The sequence below is a fragment of the Paenibacillus sp. FJAT-27812 genome (assembly GCF_001273905.1).
Lineage (GTDB): Bacteria > Bacillota > Bacilli > Paenibacillales > Paenibacillaceae > Pristimantibacillus.
This window is the reverse complement of the sequence record NZ_LIGH01000001.1, coordinates 489,399-508,591: the sequence shown is the minus strand read 5'-3', so window position 1 is coordinate 508,591 and position 19,193 is coordinate 489,399. Positions and strand designations below refer to the sequence as shown.

Annotated in this window: 15 protein-coding genes; 11 read left to right on the top strand and 4 right to left on the bottom strand. The window is 49.5% G+C overall.

Going from position 1 to position 19,193, the window contains the following annotated elements; all coding sequences use genetic code 11:
• Nucleotides 1–125: 125 nt before the first annotated feature.
• Nucleotides 126–1,280 (bottom strand): virulence factor, encoded by a 1,155-nt coding sequence (locus tag ADU23_RS02220; protein ID WP_053372247.1) that lies wholly within the window; start codon nt 1,278–1,280, stop codon nt 126–128.
• Nucleotides 1,281–1,571: 291 nt separating this feature from the next.
• Here ADU23_RS02220 and ADU23_RS02215 point away from each other — a divergent pair, with 291 nt between their 5' ends.
• From ADU23_RS02215 to ADU23_RS02170, 10 genes are all read left to right on the top strand, one after another.
• Nucleotides 1,572–2,678, top strand: a complete 1,107-nt coding sequence (locus tag ADU23_RS02215; protein ID WP_053372246.1) for an MBL fold metallo-hydrolase — start codon at nt 1,572–1,574, stop codon at nt 2,676–2,678.
• Between the two features lie 211 nt (nt 2,679–2,889).
• Nucleotides 2,890–3,957, top strand: a complete 1,068-nt coding sequence (locus ADU23_RS02210; RefSeq protein ID WP_053372245.1) for a Gfo/Idh/MocA family protein — start codon at nt 2,890–2,892, stop codon at nt 3,955–3,957.
• A gap of 116 nt (nt 3,958–4,073) precedes the next feature.
• Nucleotides 4,074–5,519 (top strand): FAD-binding oxidoreductase, encoded by a 1,446-nt coding sequence (locus tag ADU23_RS02205; RefSeq protein ID WP_053372244.1) that lies wholly within the window; start codon nt 4,074–4,076, stop codon nt 5,517–5,519.
• On the top strand, nt 5,516–6,097 hold the full coding sequence (locus tag ADU23_RS02200) for an MFS transporter (protein ID WP_053372243.1): 582 nt from the start codon (nt 5,516–5,518) through the stop codon (nt 6,095–6,097). The genes ADU23_RS02205 and ADU23_RS02200 overlap by 4 nt, the downstream gene beginning before the upstream one ends.
• Before the next feature lie 46 nt (nt 6,098–6,143).
• Entirely contained in the window at nt 6,144–7,763 is a 1,620-nt protein-coding gene (locus ADU23_RS02195) for an ABC-F family ATP-binding cassette domain-containing protein (RefSeq protein ID WP_053372242.1), read from the top strand.
• Nucleotides 7,764–8,038: 275 nt separating this feature from the next.
• The gene (locus tag ADU23_RS02190; RefSeq protein ID WP_331459218.1) at nt 8,039–9,052 is read left to right on the top strand and encodes a LacI family DNA-binding transcriptional regulator; all 1,014 of its coding nucleotides are present in this window, start codon (nt 8,039–8,041) and stop codon (nt 9,050–9,052) included.
• A gap of 283 nt (nt 9,053–9,335) precedes the next feature.
• Nucleotides 9,336–10,733 (top strand): ABC transporter substrate-binding protein, encoded by a 1,398-nt coding sequence (locus tag ADU23_RS02185; protein WP_053372241.1) that lies wholly within the window; start codon nt 9,336–9,338, stop codon nt 10,731–10,733.
• Nucleotides 10,734–10,893: 160 nt separating this feature from the next.
• The gene (locus ADU23_RS02180; protein WP_053372240.1) at nt 10,894–11,976 is read left to right on the top strand and encodes a carbohydrate ABC transporter permease; all 1,083 of its coding nucleotides are present in this window, start codon (nt 10,894–10,896) and stop codon (nt 11,974–11,976) included.
• A 1-nt stretch (nt 11,977) separates the two neighbouring features.
• Nucleotides 11,978–13,069 carry a carbohydrate ABC transporter permease gene (locus tag ADU23_RS02175; RefSeq protein WP_053372239.1) on the top strand — a complete coding sequence of 364 codons (1,092 nt, stop codon included), beginning with the start codon at nt 11,978–11,980 and terminating at the stop codon, nt 13,067–13,069.
• 94 nt (nt 13,070–13,163) lie between these two features.
• Nucleotides 13,164–14,825 carry an alpha-glucosidase gene (locus ADU23_RS02170; protein WP_053372238.1) on the top strand — a complete coding sequence of 554 codons (1,662 nt, stop codon included), beginning with the start codon at nt 13,164–13,166 and terminating at the stop codon, nt 14,823–14,825.
• Nucleotides 14,826–14,886: 61 nt separating this feature from the next.
• Here the strand turns inward: ADU23_RS02170 and ADU23_RS02165 are convergent, their stop codons facing one another.
• From ADU23_RS02165 to ADU23_RS02155, 3 genes are read right to left on the bottom strand one after another with little or no spacing between them, the layout of a single operon-like run.
• Nucleotides 14,887–15,702 carry an ABC transporter ATP-binding protein gene (locus ADU23_RS02165; protein WP_053372237.1) on the bottom strand — a complete coding sequence of 272 codons (816 nt, stop codon included), beginning with the start codon at nt 15,700–15,702 and terminating at the stop codon, nt 14,887–14,889.
• A gap of 59 nt (nt 15,703–15,761) precedes the next feature.
• Complete coding sequence (locus ADU23_RS02160) at nt 15,762–16,805, bottom strand: FecCD family ABC transporter permease (protein WP_053372236.1); 1,044 nt, start codon at nt 16,803–16,805, stop codon at nt 15,762–15,764.
• Between the two features lies 1 nt (nt 16,806).
• Entirely contained in the window at nt 16,807–17,817 is a 1,011-nt protein-coding gene (locus ADU23_RS02155; RefSeq protein ID WP_053372235.1) for a FecCD family ABC transporter permease, read from the bottom strand.
• Between the two features lie 265 nt (nt 17,818–18,082).
• Between ADU23_RS02155 and ADU23_RS02150 the strand changes: the two genes are divergently transcribed.
• On the top strand, nt 18,083–19,081 hold the full coding sequence (locus ADU23_RS02150) for an ABC transporter substrate-binding protein (RefSeq protein WP_053372234.1): 999 nt from the start codon (nt 18,083–18,085) through the stop codon (nt 19,079–19,081).
• The last annotated feature ends 112 nt before the right edge of the window (nt 19,082–19,193 follow it).

Sequence of the window (19,193 nt, the reverse complement as noted above, 5' to 3'; positions counted from 1 at the left end):
CGCCTCTTTTTTGTTGCTCGCGGGAGGAGGCAATAACGTAAAAAGGGATGCATCGCTGCACCCCTTTTTGCGTATTGCACGTTCTTATTATTGCAGGCTTAGCCGTTCAAATAAAAGGTAATGTTTTATTGCTCGCTTTTGCGAGCCGCAGTCATTTGCTGCCACACAGAGCCGGCTGCTTCCTCGCCGCGCTCGATTCGCTCAAGCGCCATCTGGGCTTGGAGCTGTATTTCGAATTCGCTGTCCTTCGCAGCCTCACGAAGCGCCTCTATCGCCGATTCGTCGCCTGCCTCGTACAGAAAGCGTGCAGCGCGCCAGCGTACAAGCTTGTTCTTGTCGCGAAGCGATTCGATCATCGGCCCTACCGCAGCCGGATCGCCTAGATCGGATAACGTATCGCCGGCCGTCCGCCTGACGGATGTCGAGGAATCGCGCAGCGCAATGAACAAATAAGGCAGCGCTTCAGGGGACCGTAGATCGCCAAGATAAACGACCGCCAATCGGCGAATCGAGGTGTTCTCGTCTTTAATGGCCGCAGCAAGCAGCGGCAAACCCTCGACGGCGGATACATAACGCTCAAGAGCGGCATAGCGCACCTGCCAATCAGGGGAAGCGAACTGCTCCTGTGCTTCTTCAAAGGTAAGCGGAGCAGGCCTGACAACCGCAGCTGAAGCTTCTTCCGCACCGCCAGTATTTCCAAGCTCGATGGCAGCTTGTACGAGAGCTTCTAGCCGCTCTGGCGTATACGAGGCTTCCAGCTCGCGCACGATCTCAGCCGCGATTTCCTCGGGCTCCCCATAACGGACGCCAAATTCCTCCAGCTTGCGCTCGCGAATCATGCCAGAGCCGGCTGCAACGCCAACCGCCTCAGCGAACTGCGGAGGCAGTGCCGAGCGAACCTCGCTGTCCCCCATGCGTACGCGTACCTGCATCGGAATGCCGCGGTACATTTGAACGAGTACCTGCGCTTCGCCGTAGCTTGCCGAAGGACCGCTCTTGCCGTCAACTCCTTCAGCTGCCTTATCCTGTTCAAGGAGCTGTCCTGCTGCAGCCAGTATGGCTGCCCAATCCGCCCCAGGCTTCCGGTCTAGGGCAATAAAGTCAGCGGTACGGAACAGGCTTTTTACGCCGTTGATTTGCAAAAGCTGCTGAAGCGGCTCAGGAGCATTGCTTGCTTCGCTAGCTTTGTAGGTAAGCCTGCGCCCGCGCGGAAGCATCTCATCGACATTCAGCTTCATGGAATTTGGACTCGGAGTTGGTTCTATTGAAATTAGTTTCATAAGGAAACCTCCTGGAAATGATTATGGGATTGATGTTTTTTTGCTGGCTTAGAGTAACAAATGCTGCGTCGAAAGCGTAGTCTTATGTGTAAAACCTATATAAGGTAGTTTAACTGATTTCATGTTAGGATGCTAACGACGAGACGGTTAGATTGTGAATATTCGCTTATTGCCAGAAAGGGCTGACCCGCACAGATGAGCTTTTTACGTATAAATAACATATTTGCATTGGGAGCCGTCAACTTGGTATCTTATAAAAACAACAGATAATTGCGAGGGAGGGATGGACGGTTGAGGTTAAAACGATTTGCTAACATAGATCCTATCGAGCAGCATACGTCTTTGAAGCAATTCAAAAGATGGCGTCAGGAACGCATTCGCAGGCTGAGAATGAAGGATTATTCATTCACCGTTCCGAATGTTGAACCTGACATCGCATACTTGGAGGATAATAGAAAACGGCCTTCCATGACATGGGTAGGCCATTCGACTTTTTTCATTCAGCTTGGCGGATTAAACATCATTACGGACCCTGTATGGTCAACCCAGATGGCTTTTCAAAAAAGACTTTCGCCGCCGGGAATCAAAGTAGAAGACGTACCGCCAATTGATGTCGTACTTATTTCACACTCCCATTATGATCATTTAAATATAAATTCGCTGCGCAGGCTAATCGGCGCCAGACAAATGCTTGTGCCTGCCGGCCTTGGAGCTAAGCTGCGGAAAAAAGGCTTTATAAGAATCAAGGAGCTGCATTGGTGGGAGTCGGTTATGATCAACGGCGTGAAGTTCACCTTTGTGCCTTCGCAGCATTCGACCCGCCGGAATCCTTGGGATACGAATAGCTCGCACTGGGGAGGCTTTGTGATCGAGCGCCCTGCATCGCGGAGCGGCAAGACCGTTAGCCATGTTGGCGTCAAAACGGATAAACAGCCTGGCAGCTCGGATGAGGGCGAAGCTCGTGCCCAGATCGCAAGCGCGGCCGAGCCCGTGGCAGCTTGGGAGGATCCATACTTTGGGGAGCTAAACCAAGTGGATCGGCCTGTCGTCTCGGAGTCGCCGACCATCTATTTTGCTGGGGACAGCGGTTATTTCCAAGGCTTCAAGGAAATCGGCCGCCGCTTTCCAATTGATGTTGCGCTTCTGCCTATCGGTGCTTACGAACCGGAATGGTTCATGGGGCCGCAGCATATTACGCCGGAGCAGGCACTCCAAGCGTTTGAAGATTTGAAAGCCAAATGGTTCGTGCCGATGCATTATGGCGCCTTCAAGCTGGCTGACGACACGCCGCGCGAAGCGCTCGATCGACTGGAGAACGAACGCAGAAAACGCCGCATCGATGAAGAGCGTATTCTGATTATGCCGCATGGCGAGACGTGGCGCCTGTCCGGAAAATGACAAACGAGGACAAGAGTGCGCCAAATGCGGACAGTGACGGCGAAAAGCGAAAGCGGTATACTGAGCAAGTAACCGTATAGGAAATGATGAAGCAAGGTTTGCATTCGCAAACCTAAGCCTAATCTTACGAAGCAAGGTTTGCATTCGCAAACCTAAGCCTAATCTTACGAAGCAAGGTTTGCATTCGCAAACCTAATAGGAGGAGCAATACATGAGTCACGCAAACATACGTCTTGGTGTTATCGGCGCGGGTGCGATCGGAAGCATTCACATGGAGACGTTTAATAAAGTAGAGGGCATCGACGTCGTTGCTGTTACGGACGTATATCTGCCGCTTGCCGAGCAGCGCGCCGCGGAGCATGGCATTCAGCTTGTACATGCAAGCCCGCAATCGCTGCTTGAGGATCCGAGCATCGATGCGGTTGTTATCGGCGTACCGAACCAGTTCCATGCGGGGCTTGCCATTGAAGCGCTGAAGCAAGGCAAGCATGTTCTTCTAGAGAAGCCGATGGCTATCGATTCGGAAGCGGCTCGCGCCATCGTGGAGGAAGCGAAGAAATCAGGCAAAATACTAATGATGTCGCATCAAATGCGCTGGTCTGGACTTAGCCGTGCTTTGAAGCAGCGTATCGACAACGGCGATGTTGGTCCTATCTATAATGCGAAGGCAGGCTGGTTCCGCAAAAAAGGCATTCCCGGCTGGGGCTCATGGTTCACGCGCAAAGACCAAGCAGGCGGCGGCCCGCTTATCGATATCGGCGTTCATATGCTTGATCTGTCCCTTTATTTGATGGGCAATCCGAAGCCGATTTCAGTTTACGGCTCAACCTACGCGGAATTCGGACCAAAGCGCCAAGGTACCGGTACTTGGGGAACGCCGAATTGGGATGGGTATTATGATGTTGAGGATCTTGCTTCGGCACTAATCAAGCTCGATAACGGGGCAACCTTATCGCTTGAGGTGAGCTGGGCGGCGCATTCGGCTTTTCTGCCGGAGGACCCGTTTATTCATTTGATGGGAACGGAGGGCGGCGTAGCGATCATTGGAAATAACGGCAAATATGTTACGCATACGGACAATGAGGTTGTGGAGAGCGACATCACGCCGCTTGAGGGCGAAGATGACCGTATACTGATGAGCCGCCATTTCGTAGAATGCATCCGCGAAGGCAAGGAGCCGATTACGTCCGCGCTGTCGGGCTATACGAACAACCGCATTCTCGACGCCATTTACGAATCATCCCGCACAGGCAATGAAGTCAAGCTGAACTGGGATTAATGCTTTTAAAGCTCAAGCGAAACAGCGTTTAATAAATAGCAATGCCTCCTCTAATGAGATGACAGGATGTTGGTCATTTTGGGGAGGCTTTTTTTTGTCTACAGGAGGTCAATAGTTTGAAAAAAGGGATCGTATTGCTTTTGCTGGCAGCCTTGGCTGTTATGCAATATGTAAGAACCAGCTCGGAGGATCAGAATCCGTATCTTGTGACCGATTACAGCCGCCTCCACCCTGTAAAGGTGCAGCGCGTTATTCAAGGCAAAGCAGAAGAGCAGCTCGCCGAGCTTGTGCGGGAAGCGAAGGATAAAGGGATAAAAATATCGATTGCCGGACAGCGCCATAGCCAGGGCGGCCACACTTACTACAAGGATGCCATCGTTGTCGATATGACTAGCTACAACAAGGTTATATCTGTAGATCCGAAGGCTAAGCGCATTGTCGCGCAAGCGGGGGCGACGTGGGAGGATGTGCAGAAGGCGATTAATCCGTATGGGCTGTCCGTAAGGACGATGCAGTCGCTCAATACTTTTACGATTGGCGGTTCGATCAGCATCAACGCTCATGGAAGGGATATACGCAGCGGCTCGCTTATCAAAAGCGTCCAGTCCTTCCGCCTCCTAACAGCAGACGGAAGCATTCGAAATGTCAGCCGTACGGAAAATGCCGAGCTGTTTCCGCTCGCGCTTGGCGGTTACGGGTTGTTTGGCATTATTTTGGAAGTGACGCTTGCGCTGACAGACGACGAAATATATCGAGAGTCAACGGTGCTGATGAAGCTGGAAGATTACCGTTCTTATTTTCAAAATACGGTTCTAAAGTATTCTGACATTCGGCTGCATATCGCTCGTATTTCAGTCGCGAATGACAGCTACTTTACCGAGGCATTTGCCAAAAACTATACGATAGACCGCTCATTGCTGCTTGCAGACCATAGCAAGCTCAAGAGCAATGAGAAATGGGTTGCACCCGGCAAGCTGATGTTTCATTTGAACCGGTATACCGATTGGGGCAAAAACCTACAGTGGAATTTGCAAAAATATTTTTTCGTAGAGCAGTCAGACAAGATCATAAGCCGGAACAATGCGATGAGGGCAGCCTCGGCATTTATGGAAAATAACGAGCCGACAGAGAATGACCTGCTGCAGGAATATTTTATACCCGTTAATCAATTTGATGGTTTTGTAACACGATTGGGCGCGATTGTGAAGCAAGAGGATATGAATTTGCTAAATATAACGATTCGTTATGTGAATAAGGACGAGGAGGCGATCCTCTCTTATGCCAAGCAGGACATGCTGGCACTTGTATGCTTGTTCCATGCGCCTTTGTCGAAGGAAGGGCAGCAGCGGATGAAGCAAGGCGTGGAGCGGATTATCGAAGAGGTCATTACGTATGAAGGCTCTTATTATTTGCCTTATGTCGCTTATCCAACAATAGGCCAGTTTAGAGCCGTATATCCGAAGCAAGAGCTGTTTTTCTCGAAAAAAAAGCAGTACGATCCTGACGACGTTTTTATGAACTATTTTTATGAGCAATATGGACCATTAGGAGGCGGCATATGAATTTGAAGTGGCTCATACGCGCGCAGAGCATGATGACTTTAGCGGCAGGCATGATCTATCCTTATTATTTGCTGTTTCTCAAAAATTTGGGTAACAGCTTCTCCAAGTATGGCTTAGCCTTTGCTGTATTTACGATTAGCTCGGCAGCCGTATCGCAGTGGCTTGCGCCCAGGCTCGATAAGCATGGCGCAGCGATACTCGTTCTAAGCTCAGTCGGCATGATGGGGGCGATGCTCGCTTTTCCATGGACGGTATCCTACGGCTGGGTGCTTGTTTTACAGCTTGTCATGGGGATATGCAACGCGATGCAAAAGATGAGCGAGCGCCTGCTGCTCGCCGACTATACGGAAGCGGGAGCCAGAGGGCCGGCAATCGGATCGTTTCATTTTTGGACATCGGTCGCATCAGGCTTTGCCGTCATTGTTGGAGGTTATTTAATAGACTGGCTGACGATCAACATTTTGTTTTATTTGAGCGCCTTTCTGTACGGATTAAGCGCTTGGACGATTTGGCGGATGAGCGGAAAGGTTGACGGCAAGGCAAAAGAAGGTTCGGTTTCCGCGCATACTGTGGTATAATAGTTCGATATAAAGCGATTTTGTAGTGAAGGACGGGATTAAACGAATGATTAGTACAAGTGGCATAACGCTCCGTTATGGGAAGCGGGCGCTTTTTGAAGATGTAAGCATCAAGTTCACGCCAGGCAACTGTTACGGTTTGATTGGCGCTAACGGCGCAGGCAAATCGACTTTTCTAAAAATACTATCAGGCGAAGTGGAGCAATCGCACGGGGAAGTTCATATAACGCCGGGCGAGCGGCTAGCCGTTCTGAAGCAGAACCATTACGAATACGACGAGTCCGTCGTACTTGAGACGGTAATGATGGGTCACAAACGTCTTTACGAAGTGATGAAGGAGAAGGACGCTCTTTATGCAAAAGCGGACTTCACGGATGAAGACGGCATGCGCGCAGGCGAGCTTGAAGCTGAATTTGCTGATATGAACGGCTGGGAAGCAGAGTCGGAAGCGGCAGAAATGCTGAATGGCCTAGGCATCACGCCTGAGCTGCACGATAAGAAAATGGCTGACCTAAGCGGTAACGAGAAGGTTCGCGTATTGCTGGCACAAGCGTTGTTCGGCGCGCCGAACATTCTATTGCTCGATGAGCCTACCAACCACTTGGACATTGAGTCCATTCGTTGGCTCGAAGATTTCCTTGCCGATTACAAAGGCACTGTTGTCGTTGTCAGCCATGACAGGCATTTCCTGAATACGGTTTGTACGCACATTGCGGATATTGACTTCGGCAAAATCCAAATGTACGTCGGCAACTACGACTTCTGGTACGAATCCAGCCAGCTTGCTTTGCAGCTGATGCGCGGTGAGAACAAGAAGAAGGAAGACAAGATTAAAGAGCTTCAAGCGTTTATCCAGCGCTTCAGCGCGAACAAATCGAAGGCGAAGCAAGCGACATCCAGGCAGAAATTGCTTGAGAAAATCTCGCTTGACGATATTCGCCCATCGAACCGCAAGTATCCGTTTATCCTCTTCAAAGGGGAGCGTGAAGCCGGCAAGCAGCTATTGCTTGTTGACAGCTTGACGAAAACGATCGACGGCGAGAAAATTATCGACAACCTGACCATTGCGCTTAACAAAGGCGACAAGGTTGCTTTTGTTGGACCAAACAGCTTGCCGAAGACTTTGCTATTCCAGCTGCTTGTCGGCGAGGTTGAAGCGGATTCGGGCAGCTATTCATGGGGCGTAACGACTACGCAGGCTTATTTCCCGAAAGACAACTCTCCTTATTTCGATGGGGTAGACTTGAACCTGGTGGAATGGCTTCGCCAATATTCGAAGGACCCGGATGAGACGTTCATTCGCGGCTTCCTTGGCCGTATGCTATTCTCCGGCGACGATGCGATGAAGAAAGCAAGCGTATTGTCCGGGGGCGAGAAGGTTCGCTGCATGCTCTCCAAGATGATGCTTGAGGGCGCCAACGTATTTATTCTCGATGAGCCAACGAATCACTTGGATCTTGAATCGATTACGGCGCTTAACAACGGCCTTACGGACACGGATTGTACCGTTCTGTTTACATCGCATGACCATCAGTTCGTTCAAACGATTGCTAACCGCATCGTTGAAATTACGCCAAACGGCGTTATCGACCGGATGATGACTTATGACGAGTACCTTGAGAGTGCTGAGGTTAAAGCACTCCGCGAGCGTATGTACGCCGTATAAATCTTATAATAGAGCGCCAGCCTGCATAGGAGACTTTGCAGGCTGGCGCTTTTTTTTGATGCTGCAAGGAGCAGAGGGAAGTAGACAAGCATATGAAATTTAAGGTTGCACAATAAGCAAAAAGGGATTATACTACGTTTGAAAAGGTTTTCAGAAAAGCTTTTCAGTAAGCCCTTTCATAAAGGGTCAGAAGATAATCGATTTAAAATAATTTGATCTAGAGCAAGCTAGTATACATTCTGACAAACGATCTCGCTCATCAAGAAAGGCGTGCAATGATGAAATCGACCATACGCGATGTCGCAAAATACGCAAACGTATCCATTAGCACGGTATCCCGGGTTATGAACGCGCCGGAAACCGTAGTGGAAGAAAAGCGTGTGAAGGTGCTGGAAGCAATTGAAGTATTGCAATACCAACCGAATGGATTCGCTAGGGGGCTGATCTACAAAAAATCAGATACGCTTGGCGTTATGATTCCGGATATCGAAAACCCCTATTATGCCGGCTTGATCCGGGGCATGCAGGACGCAGCCGTTATGCTGAACCACAGCCTAATGATCTGCAATACGGATCGCGACAAGCAGCGGACGATTTCTTACGTGCAAAGCTTTTTTGAAAAGCAGGTTGATGGCATCGTCTTTACGAGCGATTCGCTGCACGAAGAGTATTACGAGGAAATGCAGCGTTACCGCCTGCCCTTCGTATTGGCATCAACCAATGCTCCCGAATACGATATTCCTTCTGTCGACATCGATGATGAGCAAGCCGCATATGAAGCGGTTAAGCATCTGGTAGAGGCAGGCCACCGCAAGATTGGAATGATCGGTTTTCCGTTAGGGTATACGATCTCTGGGGAGCCGCGTTATGCGGGCTTCAAGAAGGCATTGCGGGAGTTTGGGCTTACGGAATATGAGAATAACATCACGTTTGCCGAGCATCGGTTCGAGCATGCTTATGATGCAGCGGAGCTTCTGCTAACGCGCTGCCCCGATGTGACGGCCATTTTTGCAGCATCCGATGAATTCGCAATGGGCGCGATTTCGTTTTTGCGTGACCATGGCAAATCGGTTCCCGAGCATATGTCCGTAGTTGGCTTTGACAATATTCGCATGGCTCAAATGTTTATACCGAAGCTTACAACGATTGATCAACCGACTTATGATATCGGCTATCGTTCGGTACAGAAGCTGCATGAGCTGATTACGACAGGAGAAGTAGCCGTGCTTAGAGAGAAGCTGCCTCACCATTTGATCGTGCGCGAATCGACCAAACCTATTCCGCAGTAACGTCAAATGAGCAGCAAATGATTTTTGCGAAACGGGCTTTTGCCGCTAAAAAGGGCTTTAGGCGTTTACGCTGTCGAATCTTGAAAAGCTTTTCAACCCAATGTAAGCGTTATCTAATGGACGACATTCGATTTCAATCTAACCTGGGCATAAAAAGAGGCTATGTTGGCACTTTAAGGAGGTGATGACTCAGCTCGTCTTCTATTTTTAAAATCGCGTTTCAAAAGGGACATGTACGTGTAACTTAGTTACTGAATTACTTAAACATGAAAGGATGAGGTCTATGTATACGAGAAAAACAAAAAACGCATTGACTGTCTTTATTCTAATGCTTGTGCTGGCAATGGCAATTACGGCTTGCGGAGGAAAAAATACAAATAACACGACGAACAAGCCGACGGAGAAGCCAAGCGATACAACTGAGGGCGGAACGAATGCTGGCGCAGGCGACAGCGCGCTGGCGCAGGCGTTGAAGGGTGATTTTAAAGGGAAAAAGGTTACGATGTTTGGTCCATTTACGGACGCGGATGAAGTGAAGTTTAACGAGAGCATTAAAGCGTTCGAGGAGAAATCCGGCATCGATATCGCTTATGAAGGCTCAAAGGAATTCGAAGCGACGATCTCTGTTCGCGTGAACGGAGGAAATGCACCTGACATTGCGGATTTCCCGCAGCCGGGCTTGCTCAAAGGGTTCGTGGGCTCCGGTAAGGTTGTCGATGTGAAATCGTTCCTGAGCGATGAATATTTGAAAAAGCAATACAACCAAAGCTGGCTCGACATGGCAACGATGAAGGGTGCCAGCGGTGACGTAATGTCAGGCGTTTGGGCACGCAGCAGCGTGAAAAGCTTAGTCTGGTACAACAAAAAAGCTTTTGCGGAAGCTGGATATACCGTTCCGAAAACATGGACAGAGCTTATGGCTCTGACTGACCAGATCGCGAAGGACGGCGACCCTGCTTGGAGCATTGGCATCGAGAGCGGTACGGCGACTGGCTGGCCGGCTACAGACTGGCTGGAGGATATTATGCTCCGTACGACGACGCCGGAAAATTACGATAAATGGGTATCAGGCGAGCTTCCTTTCACAGATCCGGTTGTCAAAAAAGCGGCTGAAAAAATGGCGGAGATTTGGTTCAACGAGGATTATGTATACGGTGGAAAAAAATCGATCGCGACAACATCGTTTGGCGATGCGGTTAAGCCGCTGTTCGACAACCCGCCAAAAGCATGGCTTCACCGTCAAGCGGGCTTTATTACAAGCTTCTTCCCAGAAGGGCTGACTGCTGACGATTACGATTGGTTCCCAATGCCAGCAATTGACGAGCAATATGGCCAACCGGCTCTAATCTCAGGCGATATTTACGCGATGTTTAACGATCGCCCAGAGGTTCGCGCTGTAATGGAATATTTCACAACGGGTGAATCGCTCAAAGCTTGGATTCAAACGGGCGGCGTAACTGCGCCGATGAATGATGCTGATCCATCTTGGTACCCTAATGATCAAGAGCGCAGAATGGCTGAATTCGTGAAAACAGCGGATACGATTCGTTTTGACGGCTCCGATTTGATGCCTGGCGCAGTTGGCGCAGGCACATTCTGGAAAGGGATGACGGACTGGGTAAGCGGTACGGTCGACCTGGATACGGCGCTTAAAGAAATTCAATCGGGCTGGAAAAAATAATTGGCTGCTTGAGGATTCGGGGGCTTCTCGCCGGAAGGCGAAAGCCCCTCCATAATCCCAGGAGTGAATTGCAGCTTACGAAGACAGGTTTGTAATCACAAACCTTGGGTTATGCTTACGAAGTTAGGTTTGTATTCACAAACCTTTAAGGAGGATTCTAATGGAACTACAGGCTAGGAAAGGCAATGCTCTGCGGCTACTGTTGTTATCCGTGCTCGTGCCAGTTTTTAATATTGTCGTTCACGGGTGCATCTTTATATTTTTCCGCGACTCCAATCTGCCGCCAATCGTCAACGCTGTACTGGCTGTCCTGTGGGGAGCACTTGGCATTTATTTTATTTACTACTCGTTTAACTGGGTAGTCGAGAAATATCCGGATCAATGGAAGCGGAGAATATTGCCTTTTGTATTTGTTGGTCCGGCGGTGCTGCTGCTTGGCTGGCTGCTTGTTTTTCCGACATTGCGGACGTTGTATTTAAGCTTCTTTGATGCCGGCTCCGTCAATTTTGTCGGCTTTGCCAACTATGTAGCTGTATTTTCGGACCGACTGCTCGTTATGGCGCTTCGTAACAACCTGCTTTGGGTATTTTTCGGCACGCTGGCTTGCGTAGGCTTAGGTCTTCTTATTGCCATTCTGGCTGACCGAAGCAGCTTCGAGAAGCTTGCAAAGGGACTTATCTTTATGCCGATGGCGATCTCGTTCGTAGCGGCAGGCGTCATTTGGAAATTTATTTATTACTATCAGCCAGGCGAGGAGCAGATCGGCCTGCTAAATGCGATCGTCGTGAAATTCGGAGGCGAGCCGCAGGCATGGCTTAGCATGATTCAGCCTTGGAACAACCTGTTCCTTATCGTTATTCTCATCTGGATGCAAACGGGCTTTGCTATGGTTATTTTCTCTGCGGCGATTAAGAGCATCCCAGAGGACATGCTGGAAGCTGCCCGGATGGATGGTGCGGGCGAGATTCGCATTTTCTTCAAAATCATGATTCCGTATATCGCGGGAACGCTGCTTTCAGTTACGACGACGATTATTGTATTTACGCTCAAAATATTCGATGTAGTCATGATCATGACCGGCGGACAATATGAGACGGATGTTGTGGCAACGCAGTTTTATCGCCAGCTGTTTATGTACCAAAACGCAGGTTATGGCTCGACTTTAGCTATCGTGCTGCTCATTGCGGTCATACCTGTCATCATCATCAATCTGCGCCAGTTCCGTAGAGAGGGGGGCTTCTAATATGAGCAAAACTAAAAAAGTTCGCAAGTCCAAATGGCTCGTGAACACCGTACTCGCTATCATTTGCTTGATTTGGACGATCCCGACGCTCGGCCTGCTCGTATCCTCATTCCGGCCTGCCGCAGATATTTTAGCAACGGGCTGGTGGAACATTTTGCCCCATCGCGATTGGCAGACGACAGAAAAGCTGCAGCTGCCAAAGGACACAGATCTCCGTGAACCGATCAAAGTAAACGGGAAAACCTTCTCTGATGATCAACTGCGTGCAGGTGTGCAGATGGACGGGGAACGTCTGATTTGGGAAAATCGGCGGGCTAGGACACTAAATGTGCAGGAGAAGCATTGGACGCTCATTTCTCACTTTACCACTCAGAACTACGAGACCGTGCTTGGCGGGAAAACCTACGCGATTACGATGCCTGACGGAACGACAAAAACGGAGAAGGGAAGCGGCATGTCGCGTTCCTTCTGGAATACGATTGCGGTTACGATACCGGCGACCGTCATACCGATTTTTATTGCATCCTTTGCGGCTTATGCCTTTGCATGGCTCCGTTTCCCGGGGCGGAAAACGTTGTTCGTCATCGTCATCGCGCTGCTCGTTGTGCCGATTCAGGTGGCGCTCATCCCGATTTTGCGCGACTACACGTCGCTTGGGCTCAACGGTACCTATTTCGGGATATGGCTCGCGCATACGGCGTTTGGTTTGCCTCTGATTACTTATTTCATGTACACCTCCATCAGCCAGCTGCCAAAGGATTTATTCGAATCGGCGTTTATGGACGGGGCAACCAACTTTACGATTTTTAGCAAGCTTATATTACCGCTCTCGGTTCCCGCGCTTGCGTCGATCAGCATATTCCAGTTTTTATGGGTATGGAATGATTATCTGGTGTCGCTTATCTTCCTCGGCAGCCAGCCGGAGGTACAGGTATTGTCCATGAATATTGCGAATATGGTCGGTTCTCGCGGCAATGACTGGCATTTGCTCACAGCAGCCGCGTTCGTCTCCATGCTGATGCCATTAGCCGTATTTTTCGCTTTGCAAAAATATTTTGTTCGCGGCATGCTTGGCGGCTCGATCAAAGGTTAAACGTGTTTTATATCGGATAAAAAAGAATGGCGCAGCGTCTGGGCACGGTGTCCCCTCGCGCGCCATTTGTATGTAGAGAGAAGGAGAGATTGGCATGCAGGCAAAGCAGGCTTGGTGGAAGGAATCGGTTGTATATCAGGTTTATTGGCGGAGCTTCCGTGATACAAACGGAGATGGCATCGGTGATCTGCGCGGTGTTATCGAGAAGCTTGATTATATTCAATCGCTCGGCGTGACGATGGTGTGGATTAATCCATTTAACGAATCGCCTGACAAGGACAATGGCTACGATGTGTCTGATTATTATACGGTGATGAAAAAGGCAGGCACGATGGCGGATTTTGAGCTTTTGGTCAAGGAGACCCATGCGAGAGGCATGAAGATCATGATGGACGTCGTCGTCAATCATACATCGGACCGTCACCCGTGGTTCCTTGAATCGCGCTCGTCGATCAGCAGCCCGAAGCGAGACTGGTATGTGTGGCAGGACGGCAAGGACGGGGAGCCGCCAACGAATTGGCGCTCTTATTTCAACCCTTCAAGCTGGGAGCTGGACGAGACTACGAACCAATATTACATGCATTCGTTTGCGATCGAGCAGCCGGATTTGAACTGGGCAAACAAAGAAATGCGGCTGGAAATTTATAAAATGCTGCGCTTTTGGCTGGACAAAGGGGTAGACGGGCTTCGTCTTGATGCTCTTGCGCTGCTGGCTAAGCCGCAAAGCTTTACAGATGTGGAGGACCCTCGCGATATTCGTTATTTGACGCATAATCCGGGGCTTCACGAATATTTGCAGGAAATGAACCATGAGGTATTTCGCCATTATGATATGATGACCGTCGGTGAAATCGCCTTTGCTACGCCGGAGCTAGGCGCATTGTTTGTTGACGAGGAGCGCCAAGAGCTGAACACGCTGTTCCACTTTGAAGTGGCCGATGAAATGCCGGAGTGGGATATGGTTCGCTTCAAGCATATTCAAAGGCAGTGGGCAGAGGCTTTGGAAGGACGCGGCTTCGGCTCGCAATTTCTTAACAACCATGACCATACCAGGCAGGTATCGCGTTACGGCAACGATAAGGAGTACCGCGAGGAATCGGCTACGCTGCTTGCGACGATGATTCATACGCTGCCAGGCATTCCGTATATTTATCAAGGCGAAGAGATCGGCATGACGGGCGTAAGGTACGAAACGATTGGCGATTACAAGGACATTGCCATGATTAATAAGTATGTGGAAGAGGTCGGCAAAGGCAAGGACCCTGCGGCGGTGTTCCAAGCTCTGCAGCCGCTTAGCCGTGACAACTCAAGAACGCCGATGCAGTGGAATGGCAGCCGGTATGCAGGCTTTGGCAGCGAAGAGCCATGGATAAAGCTTAATCCGAATTATGAGGAAATTAACGTGGAGCTAGCGGAAAACGATCCCCATTCGGTGCTGGCTTTTTACAGAAAGCTGATTGCCCTGAGAAAGAGCCATCCTGTAATGGTATACGGCAATTTCACCGATATCAGCGAGGATGATCCGCATTTATATGTTTATGTGCGCGAGCTGGATGAGACCGAATGGATTGTGCTGCTGAATCATGGAGAAGAAGCACGGACGTTCACATTCTCAGATCCGATTTGCGGTGCCGAATCAATGAATCTGCAGCTGGTGCTTGGCAATTATAAAGATACGCCCAGCATTTGGAACGAGGAGAACAGAAGCGTCGAGCTGCGGCCTTTTGAAGCGCGAATTTATGAGGTATTGGGTTAATTTATTACAATATGAAAAATGGTGGAGCAGGAATCATCCCTGCTCCACCATTTTTTATTGTTCAGCGTACGCTTGCATGTGCAACGGACAGCTTGCGTCCCTTGCCGTAAGGGATGCAAAGCGGCGTTCCAAAGATAGGGTCAGTCGTGATTTGGCATTCCATCTCAAAGACGGATCGGATGAGCTGTTCGTTCATAATGGCTTCCGGTGATCCTTGTGCGTGAATGCGCCCGTCTTTCACGGCCACGATATGATCGGCATAACGGCAAGCGAGATTAATGTCATGCAGCACCATCACGATTGTACGGTTTTCTTGCTCGTTTAAGTCAAACAGCAAATCAAGAATCTCGATCTGGTGGGCCATATCAAGATAGGTGGTCGGCTCGTCTAGCAAAATAGTCGGCGTGTTCTGAGCCAGCGTCATCGCTATCCATGCGCGCTGGCGTTGGCCGCCGGACAGCGAGTCCACCGAACGGGAGGAGAACTCGTCCATATGCGTAACCTCCAGCGCCTTCTTTACCATCTTCTCATCCTCTTGCGACCATTGCTGAAGCCAGCTTTGGTAAGGATAACGTCCTTGCTTCACGAGCTGGTGAACGGTAAGCCCCTCCGGCGCGATGGGACCTTGCGGCAAGATCGCGAGACGTCTAGCAATTTCCCTGCTCGAGAGCTTGGCTATTTCAGCCCCATCAAGCAGGATAGAGCCCTCCTGAGGCTTCAAAAGGCGGGCAAGGGAACGAAGCAGCGTTGACTTTCCGCAGCCGTTGCTGCCGATGAATACCGTGATTTTACCTGGCGGAACAAGTAAATCAAGATTGTTGAATATCGCTTTTTGCCCATAGGACAAGGTTAGGTTTTTCGCTTGAATGGAGGACATGAGAACCACTCCCTTTATTATTTATTCATTTATTTACTTGCTTGTCTTAGAGGTGGTTGCTATCCATTACGATGACGGTAGAGCAAATAGATGAAGAACGGCGCCCCGATCGCCGCTGTGAAGACGCCAGCGGGAATATCAAGCGGAATAAATGCTACCCTTGCGACAAGGTCTGAGAGCAGCAGGACAAGTGATCCGATTAATGCGGATACGGGTATGACCCCGCCATAAGAAGGGCCAACGAGTTTCCGTGCAATATGCGGAGCCATTAGGCCGATAAAGTTGATAGCGCCGCCGATTGCAACCGCAGCGCCGGCAAGCGCAACGCTGATGATAAGTAGAACCGTCCGTTTCACTTGGACGGAGCTGCCTACGCTCGTCGCGACCTCATCCCCAAGCTCCTGTACGTTAAGATGTCTGGCGAAGAGAAGAGCGATTGGAAATAAAACGATAATCCATGGAAGCAGCGTCGCAACATCTCTTTCCCACGATACCCCATAGATGCTGCCGGTCATAAACGTAAAAGCTTTGACCGCTACCGCAGTAGGCGTAAAGGAAGCCGTCAAGATGAGCATATAGGTTACGGCTGTCAACGCTGTTGCCATCCCTATGCCGATAAGAACGAGTCTAAGCGGCGTAATGCCCTTGCGGTAAGCGAAAATATAAATAAGAAAAGCAGTGCCAAAAGCGCCAATGACTGCGCTCAGCGGCATGAAGACGATGCTGACATGCGAGAAGTATAGGATGAATACCACGGTTCCAAGTGAGGCTCCCCCGGTTATTCCGATAATATCTGGCGAAGTCAATGGGTTGCGTACGATTCCTTGCAGCAAAGCGCCGGATATGGCTAGCGCCGAGCCTACCAGTACGGCAATCAAAACACGCGGCATCCGAAGCGAGAAAATAATCATGGAATCGGATGAATCAGCGGCTCCAAATAATGCGCGAATGACGTTAATAGGGCTTATCGTTTTGCTGCCAAGGCCAACGCAAATGACGATTGCGGCTAAATTCGCAACGGTCAACAATAAAATAATCATTAATGTTCGGCGGTCCAGCTGATAGGAATGCCTGCGGCCTCTGATTGTAATCCATTTGTTCATATTAGGAACGGCCTCCTCTTCTGGCGATAAACACGAAGAAAGGAACGCCTATGATCGCAGTCATAATGCCAACGGGAACTTCCTTCGGAAAAGCAATATACCGTGAGCCGATATCGGCTGCCAGCAGCAAAATAGCGCCATATATCGCGCAGTATGGAATGACCCAGCGATAATCGATACCGACCAAATACCGCATTAGGTGAGGCACGATGATGCCTACGAATGCGATCGGGCCAGCCATGGATACCGAGCCTCCCGCAAGCAAGACGATAATGACTCCTGCTGCCAATTTGATATAAACGGTTTTTTGTCCCAGCCCAACGGCTATATCTTCTCCAAGTGACAGTACGTTCATATGTCTGGCAAGCACTAGCGCGCCAATTAGGGCTACGGCCATATATGGAGCTGCAGTCGTGAAGATTTTCATATTGCGATCCGATACGGAGCCTACAAACCAATTCAGAACTTGGTCAAACGTTTGACCGTTCGTAAGGAGCAAGCCAAGCGCTAGAGACGAGAAGAACGCGGTCAAAGCAGCTCCTGCCAGCGTGACCTTAAGCGGTGTCAGGCCATCATTCCCGATGGAGCCAAGCGTATAAACAAGGATCGCCGTGAAAGCGGCGCCTATGAATGCGAGAGATGCGAATGTCGTTAGGCCGCTTGCGCCAAAAAAGGCGGTGCCTACAACAATGAAAAAAACCGCTCCTGCATTAATGCCGAAAATGCTGGGGGAAGCGAGTTGATTGCGCGTAATGCCTTGCATAAGAGAGCCGGCGACAGCCAGAGCTGCTCCAACGATGGCTGCGATGAGCGCACGAGGCATTCTAGCCGTTTGAATAATAAGATGCTGCTGTGACTTGCTGTCAAATGCTTGATAGGAGTCTAAGATGGTACGCCAGCTGATGTTGGTCGTTCCGAAGGCGATGCTGCAAACGATACCCGCAGCAAATAGGAGCAGTCCCGCAATTAGCCCTGCTACCTTAAGCGTGCGCGTATGCAATAGAGTATCCATAATTTCCTCTTGCCTCTTTCTCAGTGTTTAATAGGTATGACTGTACCGTTTCAAGGAAAAAACGAGATATTTGAACGAGCGTGCTCAACATTGCCTTGGTATTGAAGCTATTAGTGCTACTCCAACATTTTAGGGTATCGGTTAGATAGTGTCAATGAAGTTGAAAATCATTATCAATAGTTATTGACTTTGCGTTGCACAGCTGGTATAGTTTCGTTTGGGATAACAATGAGAATGATTTTCAATAAGAGGGAGAGAAAATAAAATGTTCCATTCATTAAAGAAGAAATTCACTTGGACTGCAACTACTATGTTGCTTACGCTAGCCGTAGTCGTATCGGGGTGCGGCCAATCCGGGTCAAACAATAGCAAGGGGAATGCGGCTGCAACGGATGATTCCGGCACGCCGAAGACTGAAGAAGCAAGAACGATTACGCATGCAATGGGCGAAACGAAAATCGAAGGAACGCCAGCACGTATCGTCGTATTGACGAACGAAGGAACGGAAGCGCTGCTTGCACTCGGCATTAAACCGGTAGGCGCAGTTAAATCGTGGACAGGCGACCCTTGGTACGACCATATCAAAGCAGACATGGAAGGCGTTACGGAAGTCGGCGAAGAAAGTCAGCCGAATATCGAGCTGATCGCCAGCCTTAAACCGGATCTCATTATTGGCAACAAGCTGCGCCAAGAGAAAGTTTATAACCAGCTAGCGGCTATTGCGCCAACAATCTTCTCCGAGACATTGCGCGGAGCATGGCAATCCAACTTTTTGTTGTATGCAGATGCAGTCGGCAAGAAAACCGAAGGAGAAAAGGTTATTGCTGAATACGACGACCGTGCTGCAGACTTTAAGTCTAAAGCGGGCGACAAGCTGAACCAAAAAGTATCCGTTGTTCGTTTTATGGCTGGCAAAACGCGTATCTATCTAGAGGATACTTTTACAGGCATTGCGTTCTCCAAGCTCGGCATTACACGTCCTGATAGCCAAAAATATAAAGATACATTTGTAGAAGAAATTACGAAGGAACGTCTGCCAGAGGTTGATGCGGATATGCTCTTCTACTTCACTTATGAGACTGGCGACGGCAAAGGAACGGCGATGGAAGAAGAAATGCTGAAGGATCCGCTATGGCAAAGCCTGCAAGTTGTGAAAAACAACAAGGCCATTCGCGTAAGCGATGCGATCTGGAATACAGCTGGCGGCGTAATTGCAGCTAACCTAATGCTTGATGAGCTTTATCAAATTTATGAAATTCAATAAATCATGTGAAAGCAGCCGGACATTGCTCCGGCTGTTTTTTATTTTTTTACAAGGAGGAATCTACATTAAAAAACATGTCAATGCTAATCATTTAGCCATCCGATAAAGCACT

Bases quoted from the DNA above. Each gene is read 5' to 3' on its own strand.
- ADU23_RS02170 (WP_053372238.1), top strand. From the start codon at position 13,164: ATGCAGGCAAAGCAGGCTTGGTGGAAGGAATCGGTTGTATATCAGGTT.
- ADU23_RS02200 (WP_053372243.1), top strand. From the start codon at position 5,516: ATGAATTTGAAGTGGCTCATACGCGCGCAGAGCATGATGACTTTAGCG.
- ADU23_RS02165 (WP_053372237.1), bottom strand. From the start codon at position 15,702: ATGTCCTCCATTCAAGCGAAAAACCTAACCTTGTCCTATGGGCAAAAA.
- ADU23_RS02175 (WP_053372239.1), top strand. From the start codon at position 11,978: ATGAGCAAAACTAAAAAAGTTCGCAAGTCCAAATGGCTCGTGAACACC.
- ADU23_RS02190 (WP_331459218.1), top strand. From the start codon at position 8,039: ATGATGAAATCGACCATACGCGATGTCGCAAAATACGCAAACGTATCC.
- ADU23_RS02210 (WP_053372245.1), top strand. From the start codon at position 2,890: ATGAGTCACGCAAACATACGTCTTGGTGTTATCGGCGCGGGTGCGATC.
- ADU23_RS02150 (WP_053372234.1), top strand. From the start codon at position 18,083: ATGTTCCATTCATTAAAGAAGAAATTCACTTGGACTGCAACTACTATG.
- ADU23_RS02160 (WP_053372236.1), bottom strand. From the start codon at position 16,805: ATGAACAAATGGATTACAATCAGAGGCCGCAGGCATTCCTATCAGCTG.
- ADU23_RS02220 (WP_053372247.1), bottom strand. From the start codon at position 1,280: ATGAAACTAATTTCAATAGAACCAACTCCGAGTCCAAATTCCATGAAG.
- ADU23_RS02185 (WP_053372241.1), top strand. From the start codon at position 9,336: ATGTATACGAGAAAAACAAAAAACGCATTGACTGTCTTTATTCTAATG.
- ADU23_RS02155 (WP_053372235.1), bottom strand. From the start codon at position 17,817: ATGGATACTCTATTGCATACGCGCACGCTTAAGGTAGCAGGGCTAATT.
- ADU23_RS02180 (WP_053372240.1), top strand. From the start codon at position 10,894: ATGGAACTACAGGCTAGGAAAGGCAATGCTCTGCGGCTACTGTTGTTA.
- ADU23_RS02195 (WP_053372242.1), top strand. From the start codon at position 6,144: ATGATTAGTACAAGTGGCATAACGCTCCGTTATGGGAAGCGGGCGCTT.